At 60.9% G+C, this 18480-nt stretch carries 21 protein-coding genes; 12 read left to right on the top strand and 9 right to left on the bottom strand.

What is annotated here, in order from left to right:
- Nucleotides 1-35: 35 nt before the first annotated feature.
- Complete coding sequence (norR, locus tag IB250_RS02595) at nucleotides 36-1565, bottom strand: nitric oxide reductase transcriptional regulator NorR (protein WP_192342840.1); 1530 nt, start codon at nucleotides 1563-1565, stop codon at nucleotides 36-38.
- A 154-nt stretch (nucleotides 1566-1719) separates the two neighbouring features.
- On the opposite strand from norR, the gene ytfE reads away from it, so the two are divergent.
- A complete protein-coding gene (gene ytfE, locus IB250_RS02590) occupies nucleotides 1720-2394 on the top strand; it encodes an iron-sulfur cluster repair protein YtfE (protein ID WP_008075057.1) in 675 nt (224 codons plus the stop codon).
- 75 nt (nucleotides 2395-2469) lie between these two features.
- Here the strand turns inward: ytfE and IB250_RS02585 are convergent, their stop codons facing one another.
- Together IB250_RS02585 and IB250_RS02580 are read right to left on the bottom strand one after the other, a co-directional pair.
- Complete coding sequence (locus IB250_RS02585; RefSeq protein WP_192342839.1) at nucleotides 2470-2907, bottom strand: hypothetical protein; 438 nt, start codon at nucleotides 2905-2907, stop codon at nucleotides 2470-2472.
- A gap of 28 nt (nucleotides 2908-2935) precedes the next feature.
- Complete coding sequence (locus IB250_RS02580; protein ID WP_192342838.1) at nucleotides 2936-4126, bottom strand: NnrS family protein; 1191 nt, start codon at nucleotides 4124-4126, stop codon at nucleotides 2936-2938.
- Nucleotides 4127-4697: 571 nt separating this feature from the next.
- Between IB250_RS02580 and IB250_RS02575 the strand changes: the two genes are divergently transcribed.
- Together IB250_RS02575 and IB250_RS02570 are read left to right on the top strand one after the other, a co-directional pair.
- Nucleotides 4698-5381 carry a Crp/Fnr family transcriptional regulator gene (locus IB250_RS02575; protein ID WP_008075049.1) on the top strand — a complete coding sequence of 228 codons (684 nt, stop codon included), beginning with the start codon at nucleotides 4698-4700 and terminating at the stop codon, nucleotides 5379-5381.
- Nucleotides 5382-5386: 5 nt separating this feature from the next.
- Nucleotides 5387-5572 carry a protein DnrP gene (locus tag IB250_RS02570; protein ID WP_225603289.1) on the top strand — a complete coding sequence of 62 codons (186 nt, stop codon included), beginning with the start codon at nucleotides 5387-5389 and terminating at the stop codon, nucleotides 5570-5572.
- A gap of 171 nt (nucleotides 5573-5743) precedes the next feature.
- Here the strand turns inward: IB250_RS02570 and IB250_RS02565 are convergent, their stop codons facing one another.
- The 6 genes from IB250_RS02565 to IB250_RS02540 all read right to left on the bottom strand — a co-directional run bounded on the left by IB250_RS02565 (nucleotide 5744) and on the right by IB250_RS02540 (nucleotide 11421).
- A complete protein-coding gene (locus IB250_RS02565; protein WP_192342836.1) occupies nucleotides 5744-7585 on the bottom strand; it encodes a nitric oxide reductase activation protein NorD in 1842 nt (613 codons plus the stop codon).
- 78 nt (nucleotides 7586-7663) lie between these two features.
- Nucleotides 7664-9091 carry a cbb3-type cytochrome c oxidase subunit I gene (locus tag IB250_RS02560; RefSeq protein ID WP_063340224.1) on the bottom strand — a complete coding sequence of 476 codons (1428 nt, stop codon included), beginning with the start codon at nucleotides 9089-9091 and terminating at the stop codon, nucleotides 7664-7666.
- Nucleotides 9092-9094: 3 nt separating this feature from the next.
- The gene (locus IB250_RS02555) at nucleotides 9095-9535 is read right to left on the bottom strand and encodes a c-type cytochrome (RefSeq protein WP_038982840.1); all 441 of its coding nucleotides are present in this window, start codon (nucleotides 9533-9535) and stop codon (nucleotides 9095-9097) included.
- 263 nt (nucleotides 9536-9798) lie between these two features.
- Entirely contained in the window at nucleotides 9799-10056 is a 258-nt protein-coding gene (locus tag IB250_RS02550; protein ID WP_192342835.1) for a cytochrome C oxidase subunit IV family protein, read from the bottom strand.
- Between the two features lie 11 nt (nucleotides 10057-10067).
- Nucleotides 10068-10655 (bottom strand): cytochrome c oxidase subunit 3, encoded by a 588-nt coding sequence (locus IB250_RS02545; RefSeq protein WP_123494271.1) that lies wholly within the window; start codon nucleotides 10653-10655, stop codon nucleotides 10068-10070.
- A complete protein-coding gene (locus tag IB250_RS02540; protein WP_412548329.1) occupies nucleotides 10639-11421 on the bottom strand; it encodes a CbbQ/NirQ/NorQ/GpvN family protein in 783 nt (260 codons plus the stop codon). Before IB250_RS02540 ends, IB250_RS02545 begins: the two co-directional genes overlap by 17 nt.
- Before the next feature lie 208 nt (nucleotides 11422-11629).
- Here IB250_RS02540 and IB250_RS02535 point away from each other — a divergent pair, with 208 nt between their 5' ends.
- The 9 genes from IB250_RS02535 (at nucleotide 11630) to nirJ (ending at nucleotide 18453) form a co-directional block, all read left to right on the top strand.
- A complete protein-coding gene (locus IB250_RS02535; protein ID WP_192342834.1) occupies nucleotides 11630-13321 on the top strand; it encodes a cytochrome D1 domain-containing protein in 1692 nt (563 codons plus the stop codon).
- Nucleotides 13322-13345: 24 nt separating this feature from the next.
- Nucleotides 13346-13660 carry a c-type cytochrome gene (locus IB250_RS02530; protein WP_192342833.1) on the top strand — a complete coding sequence of 105 codons (315 nt, stop codon included), beginning with the start codon at nucleotides 13346-13348 and terminating at the stop codon, nucleotides 13658-13660.
- 16 nt (nucleotides 13661-13676) lie between these two features.
- Entirely contained in the window at nucleotides 13677-14003 is a 327-nt protein-coding gene (locus IB250_RS02525; protein WP_192342832.1) for a c-type cytochrome, read from the top strand.
- The gene (locus IB250_RS02520) at nucleotides 14000-15178 is read left to right on the top strand and encodes a cytochrome D1 domain-containing protein (protein ID WP_192342831.1); all 1179 of its coding nucleotides are present in this window, start codon (nucleotides 14000-14002) and stop codon (nucleotides 15176-15178) included. The genes IB250_RS02525 and IB250_RS02520 overlap by 4 nt, the downstream gene beginning before the upstream one ends.
- A gap of 1 nt (nucleotide 15179) precedes the next feature.
- Entirely contained in the window at nucleotides 15180-15638 is a 459-nt protein-coding gene (locus IB250_RS02515) for an Lrp/AsnC family transcriptional regulator (protein ID WP_063340233.1), read from the top strand.
- Nucleotides 15635-16150, top strand: coding sequence for an AsnC family protein (locus IB250_RS02510; protein WP_192342830.1), 516 nt, complete (start codon nucleotides 15635-15637; stop codon nucleotides 16148-16150). Before IB250_RS02515 ends, IB250_RS02510 begins: the two co-directional genes overlap by 4 nt.
- Nucleotides 16143-16586: an Lrp/AsnC family transcriptional regulator gene (locus IB250_RS02505; RefSeq protein ID WP_123494260.1), complete on the top strand. Its 444-nt coding sequence runs from the start codon at nucleotides 16143-16145 to the stop codon at nucleotides 16584-16586. Before IB250_RS02510 ends, IB250_RS02505 begins: the two co-directional genes overlap by 8 nt.
- Complete coding sequence (locus IB250_RS02500; protein ID WP_192342829.1) at nucleotides 16561-17076, top strand: nitrite reductase; 516 nt, start codon at nucleotides 16561-16563, stop codon at nucleotides 17074-17076. Before IB250_RS02505 ends, IB250_RS02500 begins: the two co-directional genes overlap by 26 nt.
- Before the next feature lie 198 nt (nucleotides 17077-17274).
- Entirely contained in the window at nucleotides 17275-18453 is a 1179-nt protein-coding gene (nirJ, locus tag IB250_RS02495; RefSeq protein ID WP_192342828.1) for a heme d1 biosynthesis radical SAM protein NirJ, read from the top strand.
- Nucleotides 18454-18480 lie beyond the last annotated feature (27 nt).

Below are 18480 nucleotides of genomic sequence, written 5' to 3'. Positions count from 1 at the left end.
CGCAAAGCCACCTTGACCGCCATCAACACTGTCGCCTACTTGAGACGCAGCCGCCGTGCCAGTTTGTGCAGGTTGCTGGGGTCAACTTCGAGGATTCGCGCGGCGCTGGCCCAGTTTTCCCCGGACAGGCTCAGGGCCTGGAGGATTTTCTTGCGCTGGTAATCGTCGACGGCTTCGCCCAAGGGCTGGAACGGCAAATCAGCCGTAACGTCCGGGGATGGCTCGACCACCGCCCCCGATGCCGCCATCGCGCTGTCGAGATCGAGAATTTCAGGCTCCAGCGTCATGATCAACGCGCGACTCGTACCGCGACTGAGCTGCTTCAACGCAGCCCGACTGATCACGTGTTCCAGTTCGCGCACATTGCCCGGCCAGGTATAAAGCAACAGCGCGCGTTCGGCCGCCGGCGAAAGGCGCAAACCACGCAGGCCGAGCCGCGCCCGATTGAGTTCAAGGAAATGCCCGGCCAGCATCAACACATCGTTACCGCGCTCGCGCAGGGGCGGAATCGGCACCGGGTACACCGAGAGCCGGTGATACAGATCGGCGCGAAAAAAGCCGTCGCGGATGCTGTCCGGCAGATGCCGGTTGGTGGCGGCGATGATCCGCACATCCACGTGCAGCGGCTTGTCAGCACCGAGGCGCTGGATCTCGCCGTTCTGCAAGGTGCGCAATAACTTCGCTTGCACGCTCAAGGGCAACTCCCCGACTTCATCGAGAAACAGCGTGCCACCGTTGGCGGCATCGAAGCGTCCGGCACGGTCACTGGTGGCGCCGGAAAAGGCGCCTTTGACATGCCCGAACAACTCACTCTCTGCCAGCGACTCCGGCAAAGCGGCGCAGTTAACGTGTATCAGCGGTTTGTGGTGGCGCCTTGAAAGACGATGCAAACGCCGGGCGAACAGCTCTTTGCCAACGCCAGTCTCGCCCAACAGCAATACCGGCAGATCGGAGTCGGCCAGTACGTCCAGCTCATTGAGCAACTGATGCAACACCTCACTCTGCCCGAGGATCTCGCCCTCCTCGACCGGCATTCGCAAATCCTGGGGATCGCTGCGGGACAGACGCAAGCTGCGGTTTTCCTGCTCGAGCCGGGTGACCCGCACAGCGGCTTCAATCTGCAAGGTGCAGCGTTTGAGCTCTTCCCGCGCCCGGCTGTCAAAGGTCCCGGCGTGCAGCGCATCGAGGGTGATCGCGCCCCAGATCCGCCCTTCGACATACAGGCTCACGCCCATGCAGTCATGCACCGGCAGCGGTTCGCCGACGTGGTTGTCGAGCAAGCCGTCATAGGGATCTGGCAGGCGACTGTCGGGTTCGAACCAGGTCGGCTCGCGCGACGCCATGATCGCCGCCAGCCGGGGATGCTGGGCGATGACGAACCGGCGCCCCAACGCTTCATGAACCAGCCCCACCGTCGCAACGGGCCTGAGGCTGTCATCATCCAGACGCAACAAGCCCACGGCGCCACTGTTGAAGTATTCGCGCAGGGTCTGGACCAATCGTTGCAACCGCACGGCATTGGGCAACTCGACGATCAGGTCGGCTGCCAGGCTTTCTCGCAGCATGGTAGTAATCACCCTCTATGGTTGGATTCACCCTAAAGCGTCAGGGTGCCTATCACCACAACTAAAAATTAATCCATGTTTTTCAATCACTTAAATATGGCATGCCGGATGCAATGAGCCTGGGGAACCGTCGAAACCCAAACAAGGAACCCTGATGAGCCAGACCCTATTGGAACAAAGCCTCGGCCAACTGGCCTGCGACATTCCCGGTGCCACCCGGATCTTCCATACCTTCAAACTGGACTTCTGTTGCGGCGGGCATAAAAGCCTGCGTGAAGCGGCCCTGGGTAAAAACCTCGATCCGGTCCTCATTGCCGACGCCCTGAACATTCTGCAAGACGCCGGCGAAACCCAGCACGACTGGCGCAACGAACCTTTGGAACTGTTGATCGCCCACCTTCTGGCGCGCTACCACGCCCGTCACCGCGAGCAATTGCCGGAACTGATCCGCCTGGCCCGCCGCGTCGAGCAGGTCCATGGTGCGCGCAGCAGCTGCCCCAACGGCCTGGCCGATCTCCTGACCGACATGCAGCAAGAGCTCGAAGGCCACATGCTCAAGGAAGAACAGGTGCTGTTCCCGATGCTGCAACAGGGCATCGGTGCTCAAGCGGCTCCGCCGATCCAGGTGCTGCGCTTCGAACATGATCAACATGGTGAAGCACTGGAGAAAATGCTCGCCCTGACCAATCACATCATCCCGCCTGCCGATGCCTGTAACACCTGGCGCGCTCTCTATCGCGGGCTGCTGGAATTCAAAGACGACCTGATGCAACACATCCATCTGGAAAACAACGTGCTGTTCATCAACGCCCTGAACCCTCGTCATTGATCGATCGCCAGTCACACCCAACCCGCGTCAGCCCATCGGTTGGCGCGGGTTCTGTTTATCCTGGACTGCTTGTGATCAACCATGCCAATAGAACATCGCCTTGGCCAGGATCACGATCAACACCATGTGCCCGAGGATGCTGCGGCGAATCCAGCTGGCGCGAGTCGTGGTCAGGCGCGAATGGGTCAGCCAATAGGCCAGCAGCAAGTAATGGCCGATGATGCTCAGGGCCAACAGGATCTTGAGGCTCAGCAACAGGCCAAAACTGCTGGCCAGCGGCTGACCCAATGCGCCCCGGTACTGCCACGCCAGGCCGATGCCGGCGCCATACAACAGCAACACCACGCCATGCAGTACCTTGCGCGAACGCACGGCAATCGCCTGATCCGCCGTGGATTGCGCGGTATCCGCCAACTGCTGGCGTGCGCGATACCAGATGACCACCTCGAAAAACAGCGTGCCGATGAAGACAATCGCTGCCAGCAAATGCGTGACCAGCAAAAAGGGATACATCAGCGCCAGCCTCTGTCAGTTCGCCTGCTCATCCCGGATGACCGTCCACCCGGGCCCGCAGCAGCATCGGCCCATAACGCCAGGCATACAGCGAAAACGCCAGCGCCCAGCACAGACCGGCCAGCCACAATGCCGGCAAGGGAAAGAACTCGATCAACACGACCCGGCTCAGACACGCCAGATTGAGCAAGATGAACGCCAGGGTCATCCCCGACGGCGGCTCCAGCGCACGGCCGGTATGCCCAAGGCTGACTCGCGCGATCATCGCCAACACCAGGCCGCCCATGGCCCCGATCGTCAGGCAATGCACCGCCAGACTCGGGTTAATCGGCGCGCCGAAATGCCACAGCGCCATCCCGAGACAGGCCACCGCCAACCAGCCATAAGCCAGGTGCAGCGACCACAGCAACGGTACGTGCCAGAGTGCCCGGTCATGCCAGCGCACCAGTCGCACCAGATGTCCCGCCGCCAGCACCGCGAACAGCAGGCCCACCCAGGCATTAGGGTTGAGCGCAGGTCCTGCGGCATATAACAACGCCACCAGCGGCGAGCCCACCAACAGCAATCGATCCAGCCAGGGCCAGGCTGCAACGCCTTCCACCCGACCAAGTCCACGCTGGGTGAAGAATGGAATCACCCGCCCGCCAATCAACCCCATCATCGCCGCCACCAGCCAGATACCCGTCAGCACGCCCTGGCGCTGCCAGCCTTCATGCCCCTCGACCAGCCCGTACAAAGACAACCCGTCGGCCACGGCCAACAACAGCAAGACCACCACAATCGGGTAGTTACGTTTCTGCCGCACCTTCCACAAGGTGAAGCCCATGAGCACCGCCACCGCCAACGGGAACGCTATTTCCAGCACCGCGAGCAACGGCCACGGCGCGTTGGCCAGCCAGGCCACTCGCGCCAATAACCACAGCAACGCCAGAGCGGCCAACGGCTTGCCGCTGAGGCCGGGGCGACCGGTCCAGGTCTGCACGGCCGTCAGCAAAAAGCCCGCGATAATCGCCAAGCCGAACCCGAACAGCAATTCATGCCGATGCCAGCCCAGCCAACCGCCTGCCGGCTGCCAGTCGGACATCGAACCACTAAAAGCCGCCAGCCACAGCGCAATGGCCAGCACCGCCAACAGGCAGCCAGCGAGGAAAAACGGCCGAAAGGCCAGCCGTAACAGCGGCGCGATGGCCATCGCTTTACGGCGGTCAAGCACTTGCATAAAGCCACTCCTCTACCTGTTTGCTGACCTGGCGCCAACCCGTACGCGCCGAGGTAAATCCAGGGCCAATCATCGGCTATTACCGATTCATTGCCTTTGTCGCAGATCAAGTGTGCAAGGGACGTGCCCCCGATGCTCATTCGAACCCCTGTAGCGAGAGGACTTACCCTTGTGGGAGTGAGCCTGCTCGCGATAGCGGCGGTACATTCAGCATCAATGTTGGCTGACCCACCGCTATCGCGAGCAGGCTCGCTACCACAGGGGTGATCGGATCAGGGTACAAATGACCCTTTGATGGTCATTTAAACCCTATAGATCACGGTACTTTTAACCCTGATCGATGACACCCCCAATAAACAAGGCCCTCCAAGCCTGGCCCGCGTCTTGCTCTGCATGGGCAACCTTTTAGAAATCCTGGATCCCTTTCGATTACCCGGAGTCGTCATGAAAAAAGTCATCCAGCCACTGGCCTGGTTTGTTGTGTTGACCTCAATCCTGGCCCTGGCCAGCGGCGTCTCCCTGGGTCTCGTCTGACCTGATCCTCCTTTCTCTCTCTTCAGGATGAATTTTCATGGTGCTTCATCGCGTCCATCACCAGATTCTGCGCAGTCATCACTTGTTCGAGCCGTTGAACGAAGAACAGCTGGATGAACTGATGAGTACCAGCCACTTGCTGAGCATCGACAAAGGCGAGCCGTTGTTCCGTCAAGGTGAGCCGGCCGATTCGTTCTATTTCATCATTGCCGGCGCGGTGAAAATCTACCGGCTGACACCCGATGGGCAGGAGAAAGTGTTCGAGGTCATCAGCGATCGGCAAACTTTCGCCGAGGCGATGATGCTGATGGACACCCCGAACTATGTGGCCTCGGCCGAAGCGATCTGCCCCACCCAGCTCTACCGGTTATCCAACAGCACCTACATGCGCCTGCTGCAGAGCAACAGTCGGCTGACCTTTGCGCTGCTGGGCAAGCTCTGCGTTCGCTTGCATCAACGGGTCAACGAAATCGAAACCCTGTCACTGAAAAACGCCACCCACCGGGTCGTGCGTTATTTGCTGACGCAACTGGTACGCCAGCAAACCGTTGACAGCCAATTCGAGCTGCCGATGGCCAAGCAGCTGATTGCCGGTCATCTGTCGATCCAGCCGGAAACCTTTTCGCGGATCATTCGCCGCTTGATCGATGAAAACATCATCACTCAAGACGGCCGTCAGATCGCCATTCTTGATCGTCTGCGCCTGGAACAGTTCGAGTGAGTGCCATGCCCGTCTGCCTCTATTGCCAACATGCCAACCCACCACAAGAAGTCGAGTGCCGCCAATGCGGCATGTCCCTGCCGGCATTGGCTGCACAGGCGGGGGAACGCCGGCAGCGCCGATTCATGTGGTTCTGCGTTGGCCTGACGATCTTCTGCGTGACGATGTTTTTCTGGCTGCCGCGCAGCTGAAGACCGCATATATCCCCTGTAGCAGCTGCCGAAGGCTGCGTTCGGCTGCGAAGCAGTCGTAATCCTGAGCCCACGGTACTACTGAAACACCGCAGTGAATGGTTTTACGACTGCTTCGCAGCCGAACGCAGCCTTCGGCAGCTGCTACAAGGACGCAGGTGGTCAAGGACATTACGGTTGAGTCAACTGCCGATACAACTGCGGCAAGCGCAGCGGTAACTGCTCAGGCTGGCGGATCAAGGTGTAGCCATTGGCGCCGAACATGTACGGCAGGTAATCCCCGGCTTCGCGATCGATCGTGATACAGAACGGCGTCAACCCCTGACGCCGCGCCTGCAGCACCGCCTCGCGGGTGTCTTCAACACCGTAGCGCCCTTCATACAGATCCAGATCATTCGGTTTGCCATCCGTGAGCAGCAGCAACAGTTTGCTGCGCCGCTTGCTCGTGCCCAATAGTTGCGTGGCCTGGCGAATGGCGGCGCCCATGCGCGTGTAATACCCCGGCTTGAGACCTTGAATGCGACCTCGGGTGGTGTCGTCATAACGCTGGGTGAACGCCTTGAGTTCCTGCATGCGCACTTGCTGACGGCGCAGCGAGGAAAACCCGTAAAGGGCGAAATCATCGCCCAGCACCGACAAGGTTTCGCCGAACAGCAGCAGACTGTCGCGGATGACGTCGATGACGCGGTGCTCATCGTTAAGGTGGGCGTCGGTGGACATCGACACATCGGCCAGTAACAGGCACGCGAGATCGCGGCGGGTCTGCCGCTGCTCCATGAACAGACCGCGTTCGGCACACTGGCCATGCTCGCGCTCAACGTGAAAATCCAGCCAGGCCTGCATGTCCAGCTCAGAGCCTTGGGGTTGCTGGCGTAACCATTGGCGGTCATTACGCAGGTGCTCAAACTGGCGCCGCAAGCGGTGCGCCGACGCCTTCAGCCGTAATGGCAACGGCTGTGCCTCACAGTCGCGGGGCACCATCATTTGCAGATTGACGAAGCTGTCCTGCATTTGTTGTTTGCGGTAGTCCCACTCCGGCAACTTGATGCCCTCGCCCAGGGGAATATCGTCGACATCGGCCGGTGGCAAATCCAGGTGCAGCTTCAGACCGCCGCCCTTGCGCAGACGGGTGCGAGATAGCGTCAGTTCATCCAGGTCATCGGCAACTCGGGCGGCGTCCGGGTCTTCGCTGTCGTCCGACCAGCGATCCAGGTCCACGTGCTCGGTCCAGCTGAACAGGTTCTCCAGACGCACCACCAACAGCCCGCCTTCACGGGTGCTTTCATCGATCCGCGTCGCGCGTTTACGCCCGCTTTTCTGTTCGCCGGGCGGCGTGGTCAAAGACTCTTCGGATTCATCGCCCAGATCCGCAGCCTGCGGGCTGGCGAGGTTTTGTGGTGGGTACAACCACAGCGGCAGCGGCCACGCGGCCCGTTCGCTGCGAGGAAAATACTCGACACTGCCGGGTTCGCGCAGCGCCTGGCATAGCGCCCGTTCGAGTGCCGCTTCGCTGGCGTTCAACGAGGCCGGATCGGGGCGCAATTGCAGATGGGCATCGACCAGTCGTTTGTAACGAGCACGCAGCGCGGGATAGCGCCGCAACAGCTGTTGCGTCCAGCGTTGATTGTCCCGACCCCAGTGACGCATCTGGCCGGCCTGTGCCGCCAGCAACGCGAGCCAACGATAGAGTTCCTCGTTCAATGCAACTTCAGGAAACACCGCCAGGCTCGATGGCAGCCGCAAATGACTCGCGTCACACCACGCCAACGGCACTTGTTTGCAGGTGCCGGCGATTTGCTGCAACACGTTTCGGCGCAGCAGCAGATCGCGGTCGCTGGCCGCTTCCACACCGATGCCATTGGCACCGCCCATGGCGCGAAACAACAGCGCCAGCGGGCGTTGCTGGCTGGCCAGTTCAACCCGTGCTTCAGGGAAGTCCGGGCTGGCACGCCGGGTGATGAAACGATGCCAGACACTGCCTACCCACTCTTCCAGTTCGACGGTAAACGCCATGATGCTTGCCCTTCCCGGAAACCAAAAAAACGGCCCGCTGTATCAGCCGGGCCGACCTTTTCTAGCTGTTGCACTCGCTCATGAAGGTACTACCGCAGCCGGGGCGCGCAAGGCGGCGCGGCTGCGTTGCTTGAAGCTGAGCAGGTAACAGAGCAAGCCTGCGAAGAAGCCGAGACCGGCGCCCAGACGCGCCCAGAACAGCACCTGCAGATGTTCGACCGTGGCCATGAATGGCAACGCGATCCCGTCGGCCTGCCAGCGTTGCAGGTAAACCTGGACAACACCGGCAGCGGTGAGGAACAGCGTGATCATCACCATCGACAGGGTCATCAACCAGAAGCCCCAGATTTCCAAGGTCTGCGAACGCTCATCAGCGGCTTCACCCAACCCGCGCAATCGCGGCATGGCGTAGCTGATCAAGGTCATCACGATCATCGCGTAAGCACCGTAGAAGGCCAGGTGACCGTGCGCCGCCGTCAGTTGCGAACCATGGGTGTAGAAGTTGACTGGTGCCAGGGTGTGCAGAAAACCCCAGACACCCGCACCGAAGAACGCGGTGACTGTGGTGCCCTTGGCCCACAGTGTGGCGGCGCGGTTCGGGTGTTGCCGGCGACGGTTCTTCACCATGCTGAAGGCGAAGATCACCATGGCCAGGAACGGTAGCGGTTCGAGTGCCGAGAAGATCGAGCCGACCCACAACCAGACCTCAGGCGCACCGATCCAGAAGAAGTGGTGACCGGTGCCGATGATCCCGGTAATCAGCGCCATGGCGATGATCACGTACAGCCATTTCTCCACGACTTCCCGGTCGACGCCGGTGATCTTGATCAGGACAAAAGCGAGCATCGAACCCATGATCAGTTCCCACACACCTTCCACCCAAAGATGCACCACCCACCACCAGTAGAACTTGTCGCGGGCCAGGTTGCCGGGGTTATAGAAGGAGAACAGGAAGAACACCGCAAGGCCGATCAGCCCGGTCATCATCACCATGCTGACGGTGGTCTTGCGACCTTTGAGCAGGGTCATGCCGATGTTGTAGAGAAAGCCCAGGCACACCACCACAATGCCCATCTTGGTGATGGTCGGCTGCTCCAGGAACTCCCGGCCCATGGTCGGCAACAACTCGTTGTGGGTCAGTTTGGCCAGGCCCGCATAAGGCACCAGCAGGTAGCCCAGGATCGTCAGCACGCCAGCGGCGGCGAATACCCAGAACAGAATGATCGCCAGTTTCGGACTGTGCAGTTCGCGGTCGGCCTCTTCCGGAATCAGGTAGTAGGCAGCGCCCATGAAGCCGAACAGCAGCCAGACGATCAGCAGGTTGGTGTGCACCATCCGCGCCACGTTGAAGGGAATGATCGGGAACAGAAAGTCCCCCACCACGTATTGCACACCCATGATCAAACCGAACAGCACCTGACCGAGAAACAGCATCAGGGCAAACACGAAGTACGGTTTGGCCACGGCTTGCGAGGCGAATTTCAGATGCGGATTAGCCATGCTCATCTCTTAGCCCTCCTTGTTTGGCGGCCAGCCATTGGTGTTGATGTTCGAGCTCCATTTGAGGAACTCGGCGATGTCATCCACCTCTTGCTCGCTCAACTTGAACTGCGGCATCGCGCGCCGGCCCGGTACGCCCAGCGGCTGCATTTTCATCCAGGCATGTAGAAAGGGTTTGAAGCCCGCCTCCCCGCCACGCCGCTGGAACACGTTACCCAGCTCAGGCGCAAAGTAGGCGCCCTCGCCCAACAGCGTGTGGCAGCCGATGCAGTTGTTTTGCTCCCAGACCGTCTTGCCGCGGATCACTGATTCAGTTAACTGCGCTTCATTGCTGCGCTCTGGAAAGGTCTGTTCCGTGTGATAGGTCAAGGCCAGGAATATCAGGAAGAAGAAGATGCTTCCCCCGAAGTAGATATTCCTGGCCATGCCTTTGGTGAAGGTCTCTGACATGGTCGCTTCCTCTTTGCTTGGCGTGCCCATGATAGAAAGCGAAGGGTTGAAACCTGCTTGATGGCGATCAAGAAAGGCAGATGGTTTTGGTCGGGTAATACGCTTAAGTCGTACTCGGTCCATGTAGCAGCTGGCGAAGCCTGCGTTCGGCTGCGCAGCAGTCGTAAATCCTGCCGCCTCGGTCCATCTGAAACACCGCGGTGGCTGATTTCACGACTGCTGCGCAGCCGAACGCAGGCTTCGCCAGCTGCTACATGGATTGGTTAACCGATTGAAGCCAGCGTCAGCCCTACAACGGCGGCCAACACCACCCCCCAACTCACCATCAACAGGCGCCACAATCGCGGGGCATGGCGCATTTCCATAAAGCCATCGGCAATCAGCCAGGCCTTGCCGACCGCCACCAGCAAAATGGCCACCGACAGCAGCCATGTCGCGCCCATCTGTGCCAGCACCACCGTGCACACGCTTAACGTGGCCAGCGCTGCCCAACAGACCAGCAAAAACCTGGAAGCCAACATCAGAACCCCCGTCAATTCAGAACGTAGACCAGCGGAAACAGCACCACCCAGATCAGATCGACCATGTGCCAATACAGCACACCCGATTCAAGCCCGCTGCGGTTGGCGGCGTTGTACAAACCACGACGGCAGCGCTCGGCGAGCCACCCGAGGATGACCATGCCGAGCAGTACATGGAGAAAATGAAAACCGGTGAGGATCCAGTAGAGGGTGAAAAACGTGTTGTGCTCCATGCCCAGCCCCGAGGCCAGCAAGTGCCGGTATTCCGTGATCTTCAACACCACGTAGACACTGGCGGCGAGCAACGCTGCCAGCAGGTAGACAGCGCCGTGGCGAGACCGGGAGCGCTTGACTTGCTCTTGAGCCAGCGCGGCGAACAGCCCGGCGGTGAGCAGGCTCAGGGTCATCGCCAGGCCGGTAGAGGTGTTGAGCAACTGACGGCTTTCACCGAACAGTTGCGGTTTGAGTGCCTGGGTCACGGCGAACGCCAGAATCAGAATGGCGAACACCGACAGCTCGGCCAGAATGAAAAACCACATCGCCAGATCGCCTGGCAAGTGCCCCGGCGCAACGCGTCTGGCCTCAGCCGAAGTGGACATCAACCACGCCCATCAGCGCCGCAACCGTCAGCGGATCATCGCTCAGCGGCTCGGCCAGGCAGGCCATGCATGCCTCACGCGGGCTCATGCCGGAGCGGATCATTCGCGCGGTGAAAATCAGCAGCCGCGTCGAGGCGACTTCCTCCAAATCATGTTGATCCAGCCGGCGCAGTGCCTGCCCCAGCCTCACCACTTGCGCCGCCAGCGCGCTGTCTACCTGCGCTTCCCGGGCGACAATGCGCTCTTCGTCGGCCACCGGCGGATAGCCGAAACGCATCGCCACGAAGCGTTGTCGGGTGCTGGGCTTCATGCCTTTGAGCAGGTTCTGGTAGCCGGGGTTGTAAGACACCACCAGCATGAATGACGACGGTGCCTGCAGCACTTCGCCAGTGCGCTCCAGGAACAACTCGCGACGATCATCAGCCAGTGGATGCAACACCACCACTGTGTCCTGGCGCGCCTCGACCACTTCGTCCAGATAACAAATACCGCCTTCACGTACCGCTCGGGTCAATGGCCCGTCCTGCCACCAGGTGCCTTGGGCACCGATCAAATGACGGCCAATCAAGTCGGCGGCGCTCAAATCATCATGGCAGGCCACGGTGTACAGCGGCAGTTTCAACCGATGGGCCATGTGCTGGACGAAGCGGGTCTTGCCGCACCCCGTCGGGCCTTTGATCAGCACCGGCATGCCGTGTCGCCAGGCTTGCTCGAACAGCACCTCCTCATTATTGAGCGGTTGATAGAAGGGTTCGCAAGACTGGATTCGGTCCATGGGCTGTCTGTTCCAAAAGCGGATTCAAGCCACACGCTACGGGCCCCTGCGACAACCTGGCAAGTGACATGGCCGGCAAACTTGATCGCGGTCAAGCGAGCATTGGCCTGCTCGGGCATAGCCTTGCACGGCACTAAGAACCTGCGTTCTGCGCTGCCGTTTCAGCACATCGCAAAGGTCTTGCCTGAGGAGAAATGGAATGCTGATCAGCAATAGAAAAACGTTTGCTCTGACTGTCGCCACATTGTGTTCGACGCTGGCCCTTGCGGTGACTCATGCGGCCCGGGCCGACGAGCCCGCTGCCGCTGCGGCCAGCCCGCTGATGGTCAAAGCCGCCGGGGCGCCCGACATGAGTCAGGCCGAGTTCGACTCTTCCAAGGAAATTTACTTCCAGCGTTGCGCCGGCTGCCACGGCGTTCTGCGCAAAGGCGCCACCGGCAAGCCACTGACACCGGACATCACCCAGTCCCGCGGGCAACCGTTTCTGGAGGCGTTGATTACCTACGGTTCACCGGCGGGCATGCCGAACTGGGGGACGTCCAATGCGCTGACCAAGGATCAGATCACGTCAATGGCCAAGTTCATTCAGCACACGCCGCCGACGCCGCCGGAATGGGGCATGGCCGAGACGCTGAAAACCTGGAAAGTGCTGGTCAAGCCTGAGGATCGTCCGAAGAAGCAACTGAGCAAACTCAACCTGCCCAATCTGTTTTCGGTGACGTTGCGCGATGACGGCAAGATTGCCTTGATCGACGGTGACAGCAAGAAAATCGTCAAGCTGATCGAGACCGGTTATGCGGTGCACATCTCGCGAATCTCCGCCTCCGGTCGCTACCTGCTGGTGATTGGTCGAGACGCGCGGATCGACATGATCGACCTGTGGCCGGTGGAGCCGACCAAGGTCGCCGAAGTCAAAGTGGGCATCGAGGCGCGCTCGGTGGAGACCTCCAAGTTCAAGGGCTACGAAGACAAATACACCGTCGCCGGCTCCTATTGGCCGCCGCAATTCACCATCATGGATGGCGAAACCCTGGAGCCCAAACAGATCGTCTCGACCCGAGGCATGACCGTCGACAAGCAGGAATATCACCCTGAACCCCGGGTCGCAGCGATCATCGCCTCCCACGAATGGCCGGAGTTCATCGTCAACGTCAAGGAGACCGGCAAGGTCATGCTGGTCAATTACCAGGACATCAAAAACCTCACCATCACCTACATCGATGCCGCGCCCTTCCTGCATGACGGCGGTTGGGACAGCACGCACCGCTACTTCATGACCGCCGCCAACAACTCCAACAAAGTCGCTGTGATCGACTCCAAAGATCGCAAGCTGGCAGCGTTGGTGGAGGTCGGCAAAACCCCTCACCCGGGGCGCGGCGCCAACTTCAACCACCCGACCTACGGCCCGGTCTGGGCCACCAGCCATCTGGGTGATGACGGCATTTCCCTGATCGGTACCGACCCGGTCAAACACCCGCAATTCGCCTGGAAACAGGTCGCCTCACTCAAGGGCCAGGGCGGCGGATCGCTGTTTATCAAAACCCACCCTGATTCCCGTCACCTGTATGTCGACACCACCCTCAACCCCGACGCCAAGCTGAGCCAGTCGGTGGCGGTGTTCAACATCGACAAACTCGACGCCGGCTACACCGTGTTGCCCATTGCCGAGTACGCCGGCATCAAGCAAGGCGCCATGCGGGTGGTACAGCCGGAATACAACAAGGCCGGCGATGAAGTCTGGTTCTCCGTGTGGAGCGGTCAGTCAGAGGAATCGGCGCTGGTAGTGATCGACGACAAAACGCTGAAGCTCAAATCAGTCATAAAGGACAAACGACTGATCACCCCCACCGGAAAATTCAACGTCTACAACACCCAACACGACATCTATTGAGCTCCATCAATGCAAGGAATCCCCATGAAAAATATTCTGTTTTCACTGTTCGCCCTGACCGCTGCGCAGAGTGTGCAGCCGGCCATGGCCCAAGACGGCCAGGAGCTGTTCAAGAGCAAACCCTGCGCCGCCTGCCATTCCATCGACACCAAGCTGGTCGGCCCGGCGCTCAAGGATGTCGCGGCCAAGAACGCCGGCGTGGCCGGGGCCGTGGACACCCTGGCCAGCCACATCAAGAACGGTACGCAAGGCAACTGGGGCCCGATGCCAATGCCGGCCAACCCGGTGACGGATGAAGAAGCGAAGACACTTGCAACCTGGGTCCTGAGTCTCAAATAGCCAACTGGAGGGCGTCATGAAGGTTTATCGACACGCTACGATTCTGGCGGCCCTCCTCCTCATTTGCGCAACCACGGTTGCCGCGCCCGACGCCAAGCGTCAGGCACAACTCGAACACCTGCTGGCCCAGGACTGCGGCGCCTGCCACGGACTGCACATGACCGGCGGGCTGGGTCCCGACCTGACCCGCGCAACGTTGGCGGGCAAGTCCAGGGACAGCCTGATAGCCACCGTCAGCCAAGGCCGGCCCGGCACGGCGATGCCCGGTTGGGCCCCGCTGCTCAGCCCGGATGACATCGGTTGGCTGGTCGATCTTCTTCTCCAGGGATATCCCGCACCATGATCCGATCAATCCTGCTTTTAGCGGCGACCGGGCTGTTGTTGTCCGCGTGTATTCAGCCACCGTTGCGCGGTACCGGCGATCTGGGGGTGGTGGTGGAGCGTGCCACCGGCAGCGTGCAAATCATCGAAAGCGACACCCGCACGGCACTGGTCCGACTCGAGGGTTTGGGCGATCTGTCCCATGCCTCGGTGGTGTTTTCCCGCGACCAGCGTTATGCCTATGTGTTCGGCCGCGACGGCGGGCTGAGCAAGATCGACCTGCTGACCCAACGCATCGATCAACGGGTGATACAGGGCGGCAACAGCATCGGCGGCGCGATCAGTCAGGACGGCAAACTCATCGCCGTGTCCAATTACGTGCCCGGCGGGGTCAAGGTGTTCGATGCCGAAACCCTGCAACTGGTGGCCGATATTCCGGCCACGCCCCTGGCCGATGGCAGCAAGCGCTCACGGGTGGTCGGCCTGGTCGACGCGCCCGGTCAGCGGTTTGTGTTCAGCCTGTTCGATACCGGCGAGATCTGGACCGCCGATTTCAGTCAGGGCAACACGCCGCAAATCAGCCGATTCACCGACATCGGCCAGCAACCCTACGACGCGCTGGTTACCCCCGATGGTCGCTATTACATGGCGGGACTGTTCGGCGAAGACGGCATGGCGCAACTCGACCTCTGGCATCCGGAGCGCGGGGTGCAGCGAGTGCTCGGTGATTACGGACGCGGCCAGGCGAAATTGCCCGTCTACAAAATGCCGCATCTGGAAGGCTGGGCCGTCGCCGATCACCAGGCCTTCGTGCCCGCCGTTGGCCGGCATCAGGTGCTGGTGATGGATTCGCGCACGTGGAAGCAGACCGCTGCCATCCCGGTGGCTGGCCAACCGGTGTTCGTCACGTCCCGACCGGATGGTCGGCAGCTGTGGGTCAATTTCGCCTACCCGGACAACGATCGGGTTCAAGTCATCGACAGCGAAACCCATGCCGTGGTCGCCGATCTGCGGCCAGGGCCGGCGGTGCTGCACATGGAATTCACCGCTCGCGGCGATCAGTTGTGGTTGTCGTTACGCGATGGCGATCAGGTTCAGGTCTGGGACCCGTACAGCCTGAAGCAACTGAGCACCCTTCCCGCCACCGCGCCGAGCGGCATCTTCTTCAGCAGTCGTGCGCAAAAAATGGGCTATTGAAATGAACCTCGACCTGCTCAGCCGCCAACTGATCGACCGCTTCCAGCACGGCATGCCGCTGTGCGCGGAGCCTTACAAGGAGATGGCGCGGATTCTCGGTTGTCGCGTAGCCCAGGTGATGGCTTGCCTGGAAGAAATGGATCAGGCCGGCACCCTCTCACGGATCGGCCCGGTGTTCGAACACAGTCGTGCCGGGGCCAGCACCCTCGCCGCCCTCGCCGTGCCCGCCGAACGCTTGCAACAGGTCGCCGAGCACGTCAGCCAATATCCCGAGGTCAACCATAACTACGCGCGGGAGCATTTCTACAACCTGTGGTTTGTGCTGACCGGCCCTGATCGCCAACACATCGAACGGGTTCTCGAACAACTTGAGAAAGACACCGGCCTCATGCCGCTGGATCTGCCGATGTTGACCGCTTACCGCATCGACCTCGGTTTTGCCCTGGGAGAAAGCTCATGACGCCGGGGTTGAGTCCCAAACAGGCACTGGCACTGCGTCGGCATCTGGAAGGCGGGTTGCCGCGGGTATCGCGCCCCTACCTGGCCCTCGCCGAACGGATAGACGCCGACGAAAACCAGGTGCTCGCGCAAATGCATCAGTGGCACGAACAAGGGCTGTTTCGCCGGATCGGCCTGGTGCTCAACCATCGCGCGCTGGGTTTTACCGCCAACGCCATGCTGGTGCTGGATGTTCCGGACGCGCTGATCGACGAAGTCGGCCAGCGCCTGGGCCGGGCGCACGGCATAACCCTCTGCTACCAACGGCCGCGGCGCCTGCCGCAGTGGCGCTACAACCTCTTTTGCATGGTTCATGGGCGCCAACGCGCGCAGGTCGAGGCGCAGATCCAGGCGTTGCTGGAAGAACACCTGCTGAGCGACCTGCCCCACCAACTGCTGTTCAGCACTCACGCATTCAAACAGTGCGGCGGACGCTTTACCCCCTCACCAACTGGAGCCCCCACCCATGGATGACCTCGACCGTCGGCTGATCAACCGCCTGCAACTGGGCCTGCCGCTGGTGCGCCACCCGTGGCAGGCACTGGCCGCCGAACTGGAGAGCAGCAGTACCGAACTGCTCGACCGCCTTCATGAACTGCTGGAAGACGGCATGCTCACGCGCTTCGGCCCGATGTTCGACATCGAACGCCTCGGCGGCGCCTTCACCCTTGCCGCATTGGCGGTGCCGGAGGAGCGTTTCGAAGACGTCGCCGAGCAACTGCATGCACTGCCTGAAGTGGCGCACAACTACCGACGCGAACACGCCTGGAACATGTGGTTTGTGCTCGGCTGCCCGACCGAACAAGGTATCGCCGAAACCCTGCAGCACATCGAAACCCTGACCGGCCTGCCGCTGCTCAACTTGCCCAAAGAGGAGACCTACCATGTCGGTCTGTACTTCCCGGTCTGAAGACACCCTGGCTCAGCGTCTGATCGAGCTGACCCAGGCCGGCCTGCCGTTGCTGGACGACCCGTGGGCCTGGCTCGCCGAACAGCTGGAGCTGAGCATCGAATCCACCCTGGATTTGCTCAAGCGCTTACAGGCCGAGGGCGCCATCCGGCGCATCGCCGCCGTCCCCAACCACTATCGCCTGGGTTATCGCTACAACGGCATGACGGTCTGGGATGTGCGCGACACAGATATGCCGCGCCTTGGCGCACTGATCGGTGCGCAGCCCTTCGTCAGTCATTGCTATCGGCGCCCGCGACGAACCGCGTGGCGCTACAACCTGTTCGCCATGATCCACGGTCGCAGCCGCGAGGAAATCGACAGCTACCGCGAGCACCTGCGCTACTTGCTGGGCGACGCCTGCGCCGCCGACGAGATGCTGGTGAGCAGCCGCATCCTGAAGAAAACCGGTTTGCGCTTAACGCCGGTCAGTTCAACGCATGCCGTGTAGCAGCTGGCGAAGCCTGCGTTCGGCTGCGCAGCAGTCGTTAAATCAGGCAGTGCGGTATGTCAGACACATCACGCACGCAGGTTTTACGACTGCTGCGCAGCCGAACGCAGCCTCGCAAGCTCGGCAGCTGCTACGGGCATCAGGTTTGCGTTTACCACCCGCTTCGCGCTGAACACACCCCGACTCAAGGAGATTTGCATGTTGAGGATCAGCCAATACCTGCGTGCCCTGACCGGCCAGGCGCCTGCCCCCAGAACCAGCCCACCGGGCAGCAACCGGCCGCCGGTGGTGATCTGGAACCTGCTCAGGCGCTGCAACCTGACCTGCAAACACTGCTACGCCACGTCCGCCGACAGCGTCTTTTGCGATGAACTGGATACGCCCGCCGCACTGACCGTAATCGACGATCTGCACGACGCCGGGGTGAAGGTGCTGATTCTTTCCGGTGGAGAACCCTTGTTGCGCGACGATCTGTTTGTGCTCAGCGCCCACGCCCGCACCAAGGGTTTCTTTGTGGCGTTGTCCACCAACGGCACGCTGATCGATGAGCAGAACATCACGCAGATCCGCGCGGCGAATTTCGATTATGTCGGGATCAGCATCGATGGCCTGGAAGCCACCCATGATGCGTTCCGCCAACTCAAGGGCAGCTTCGCCAGTTCCATGCGGGCGATTCGGCTCTGTCGTGAACAAGGCATTCGCGTCGGCCTGCGCACTACGCTGACCCAGGAGAACCATCAACAATTGCCGCAATTGCTGGCGCTGATGCGCGAGTACGACGTGCAGAAGTTTTATCTGTCGCACCTCAACTACAGCGGTCGCGGCAAACGCAGCCGCAAGCTCGACGCCCGGCAGCAGATGAGCCGCGAAGCGATGACACTGATCTTCGAACGGGCCTGGGAAGACATCGAGCAGGGTCGCGACAGCGATTTTGTCAGCGGCAACAACGATGCCGACGCGATTCTCTTGCTGCAATGGGTGGGCCTGCATCTACCCGAACATTACCCGCGTCTGGAACACATGCTCCGCGCCTGGGGCGGCAACGCCTCGGGCAGCGGCATCGCCAACATCGACAACACCGGCGAAGTGCACCCCGACACCTATTGGTGGCAGCACTCGGTGGGCAACGTCCGGCACACGCCGTTCCGCACGCTCTGGCTGGACCGGCCGGACGCCTTGTTGCAGCAGTTGCGCGCGCATCCGCGCGCCGTCGGTGGCCGTTGTGGCCAATGCCGCTGGTTGAACATCTGCAACGGCAATACCCGCACCCGTGCCTGGGCCGAAGGCGACCTCTGGGGCCAGGACCCCGGTTGTCACCTCAGCGATGAAGAAATCGGTATGCCTCCATTAATCACCATCCCTTGCGTCATGCACTGAAGCACCCGCCTGGCGAGCCATCTGGCA

Source organism: Pseudomonas sp. PDM09 (assembly GCF_014852305.1).
Taxonomy (GTDB): Bacteria; Pseudomonadota; Gammaproteobacteria; order Pseudomonadales; family Pseudomonadaceae; genus Aquipseudomonas.
Note: the sequence above shows the minus strand (reverse complement) of the source record. Positions and strands in the feature narration are given on the sequence as shown.

Coding starts and splice junctions, on each gene's coding strand:
- norR (WP_192342840.1), bottom strand. CDS start 1,565: ATGCTGCGAGAAAGCCTGGCAGCCGACCTGATCGTCGAGTTGCCCAAT.
- ytfE (WP_008075057.1), top strand. CDS start 1,720: ATGAGCCAGACCCTATTGGAACAAAGCCTCGGCCAACTGGCCTGCGAC.
- IB250_RS02585 (WP_192342839.1), bottom strand. CDS start 2,907: ATGTATCCCTTTTTGCTGGTCACGCATTTGCTGGCAGCGATTGTCTTC.
- IB250_RS02580 (WP_192342838.1), bottom strand. CDS start 4,126: ATGCAAGTGCTTGACCGCCGTAAAGCGATGGCCATCGCGCCGCTGTTA.
- IB250_RS02575 (WP_008075049.1), top strand. CDS start 4,698: ATGGTGCTTCATCGCGTCCATCACCAGATTCTGCGCAGTCATCACTTG.
- IB250_RS02570 (WP_225603289.1), top strand. CDS start 5,387: ATGCCCGTCTGCCTCTATTGCCAACATGCCAACCCACCACAAGAAGTC.
- IB250_RS02565 (WP_192342836.1), bottom strand. CDS start 7,585: ATGGCGTTTACCGTCGAACTGGAAGAGTGGGTAGGCAGTGTCTGGCAT.
- IB250_RS02560 (WP_063340224.1), bottom strand. CDS start 9,091: ATGAGCATGGCTAATCCGCATCTGAAATTCGCCTCGCAAGCCGTGGCC.
- IB250_RS02555 (WP_038982840.1), bottom strand. CDS start 9,535: ATGTCAGAGACCTTCACCAAAGGCATGGCCAGGAATATCTACTTCGGG.
- IB250_RS02550 (WP_192342835.1), bottom strand. CDS start 10,056: ATGTTGGCTTCCAGGTTTTTGCTGGTCTGTTGGGCAGCGCTGGCCACG.
- IB250_RS02545 (WP_123494271.1), bottom strand. CDS start 10,655: ATGTCCACTTCGGCTGAGGCCAGACGCGTTGCGCCGGGGCACTTGCCA.
- IB250_RS02535 (WP_192342834.1), top strand. CDS start 11,630: ATGCTGATCAGCAATAGAAAAACGTTTGCTCTGACTGTCGCCACATTG.
- IB250_RS02530 (WP_192342833.1), top strand. CDS start 13,346: ATGAAAAATATTCTGTTTTCACTGTTCGCCCTGACCGCTGCGCAGAGT.
- IB250_RS02525 (WP_192342832.1), top strand. CDS start 13,677: ATGAAGGTTTATCGACACGCTACGATTCTGGCGGCCCTCCTCCTCATT.
- IB250_RS02520 (WP_192342831.1), top strand. CDS start 14,000: ATGATCCGATCAATCCTGCTTTTAGCGGCGACCGGGCTGTTGTTGTCC.
- IB250_RS02515 (WP_063340233.1), top strand. CDS start 15,180: ATGAACCTCGACCTGCTCAGCCGCCAACTGATCGACCGCTTCCAGCAC.
- IB250_RS02510 (WP_192342830.1), top strand. CDS start 15,635: ATGACGCCGGGGTTGAGTCCCAAACAGGCACTGGCACTGCGTCGGCAT.
- IB250_RS02505 (WP_123494260.1), top strand. CDS start 16,143: ATGGATGACCTCGACCGTCGGCTGATCAACCGCCTGCAACTGGGCCTG.
- IB250_RS02500 (WP_192342829.1), top strand. CDS start 16,561: ATGTCGGTCTGTACTTCCCGGTCTGAAGACACCCTGGCTCAGCGTCTG.
- nirJ (WP_192342828.1), top strand. CDS start 17,275: ATGTTGAGGATCAGCCAATACCTGCGTGCCCTGACCGGCCAGGCGCCT.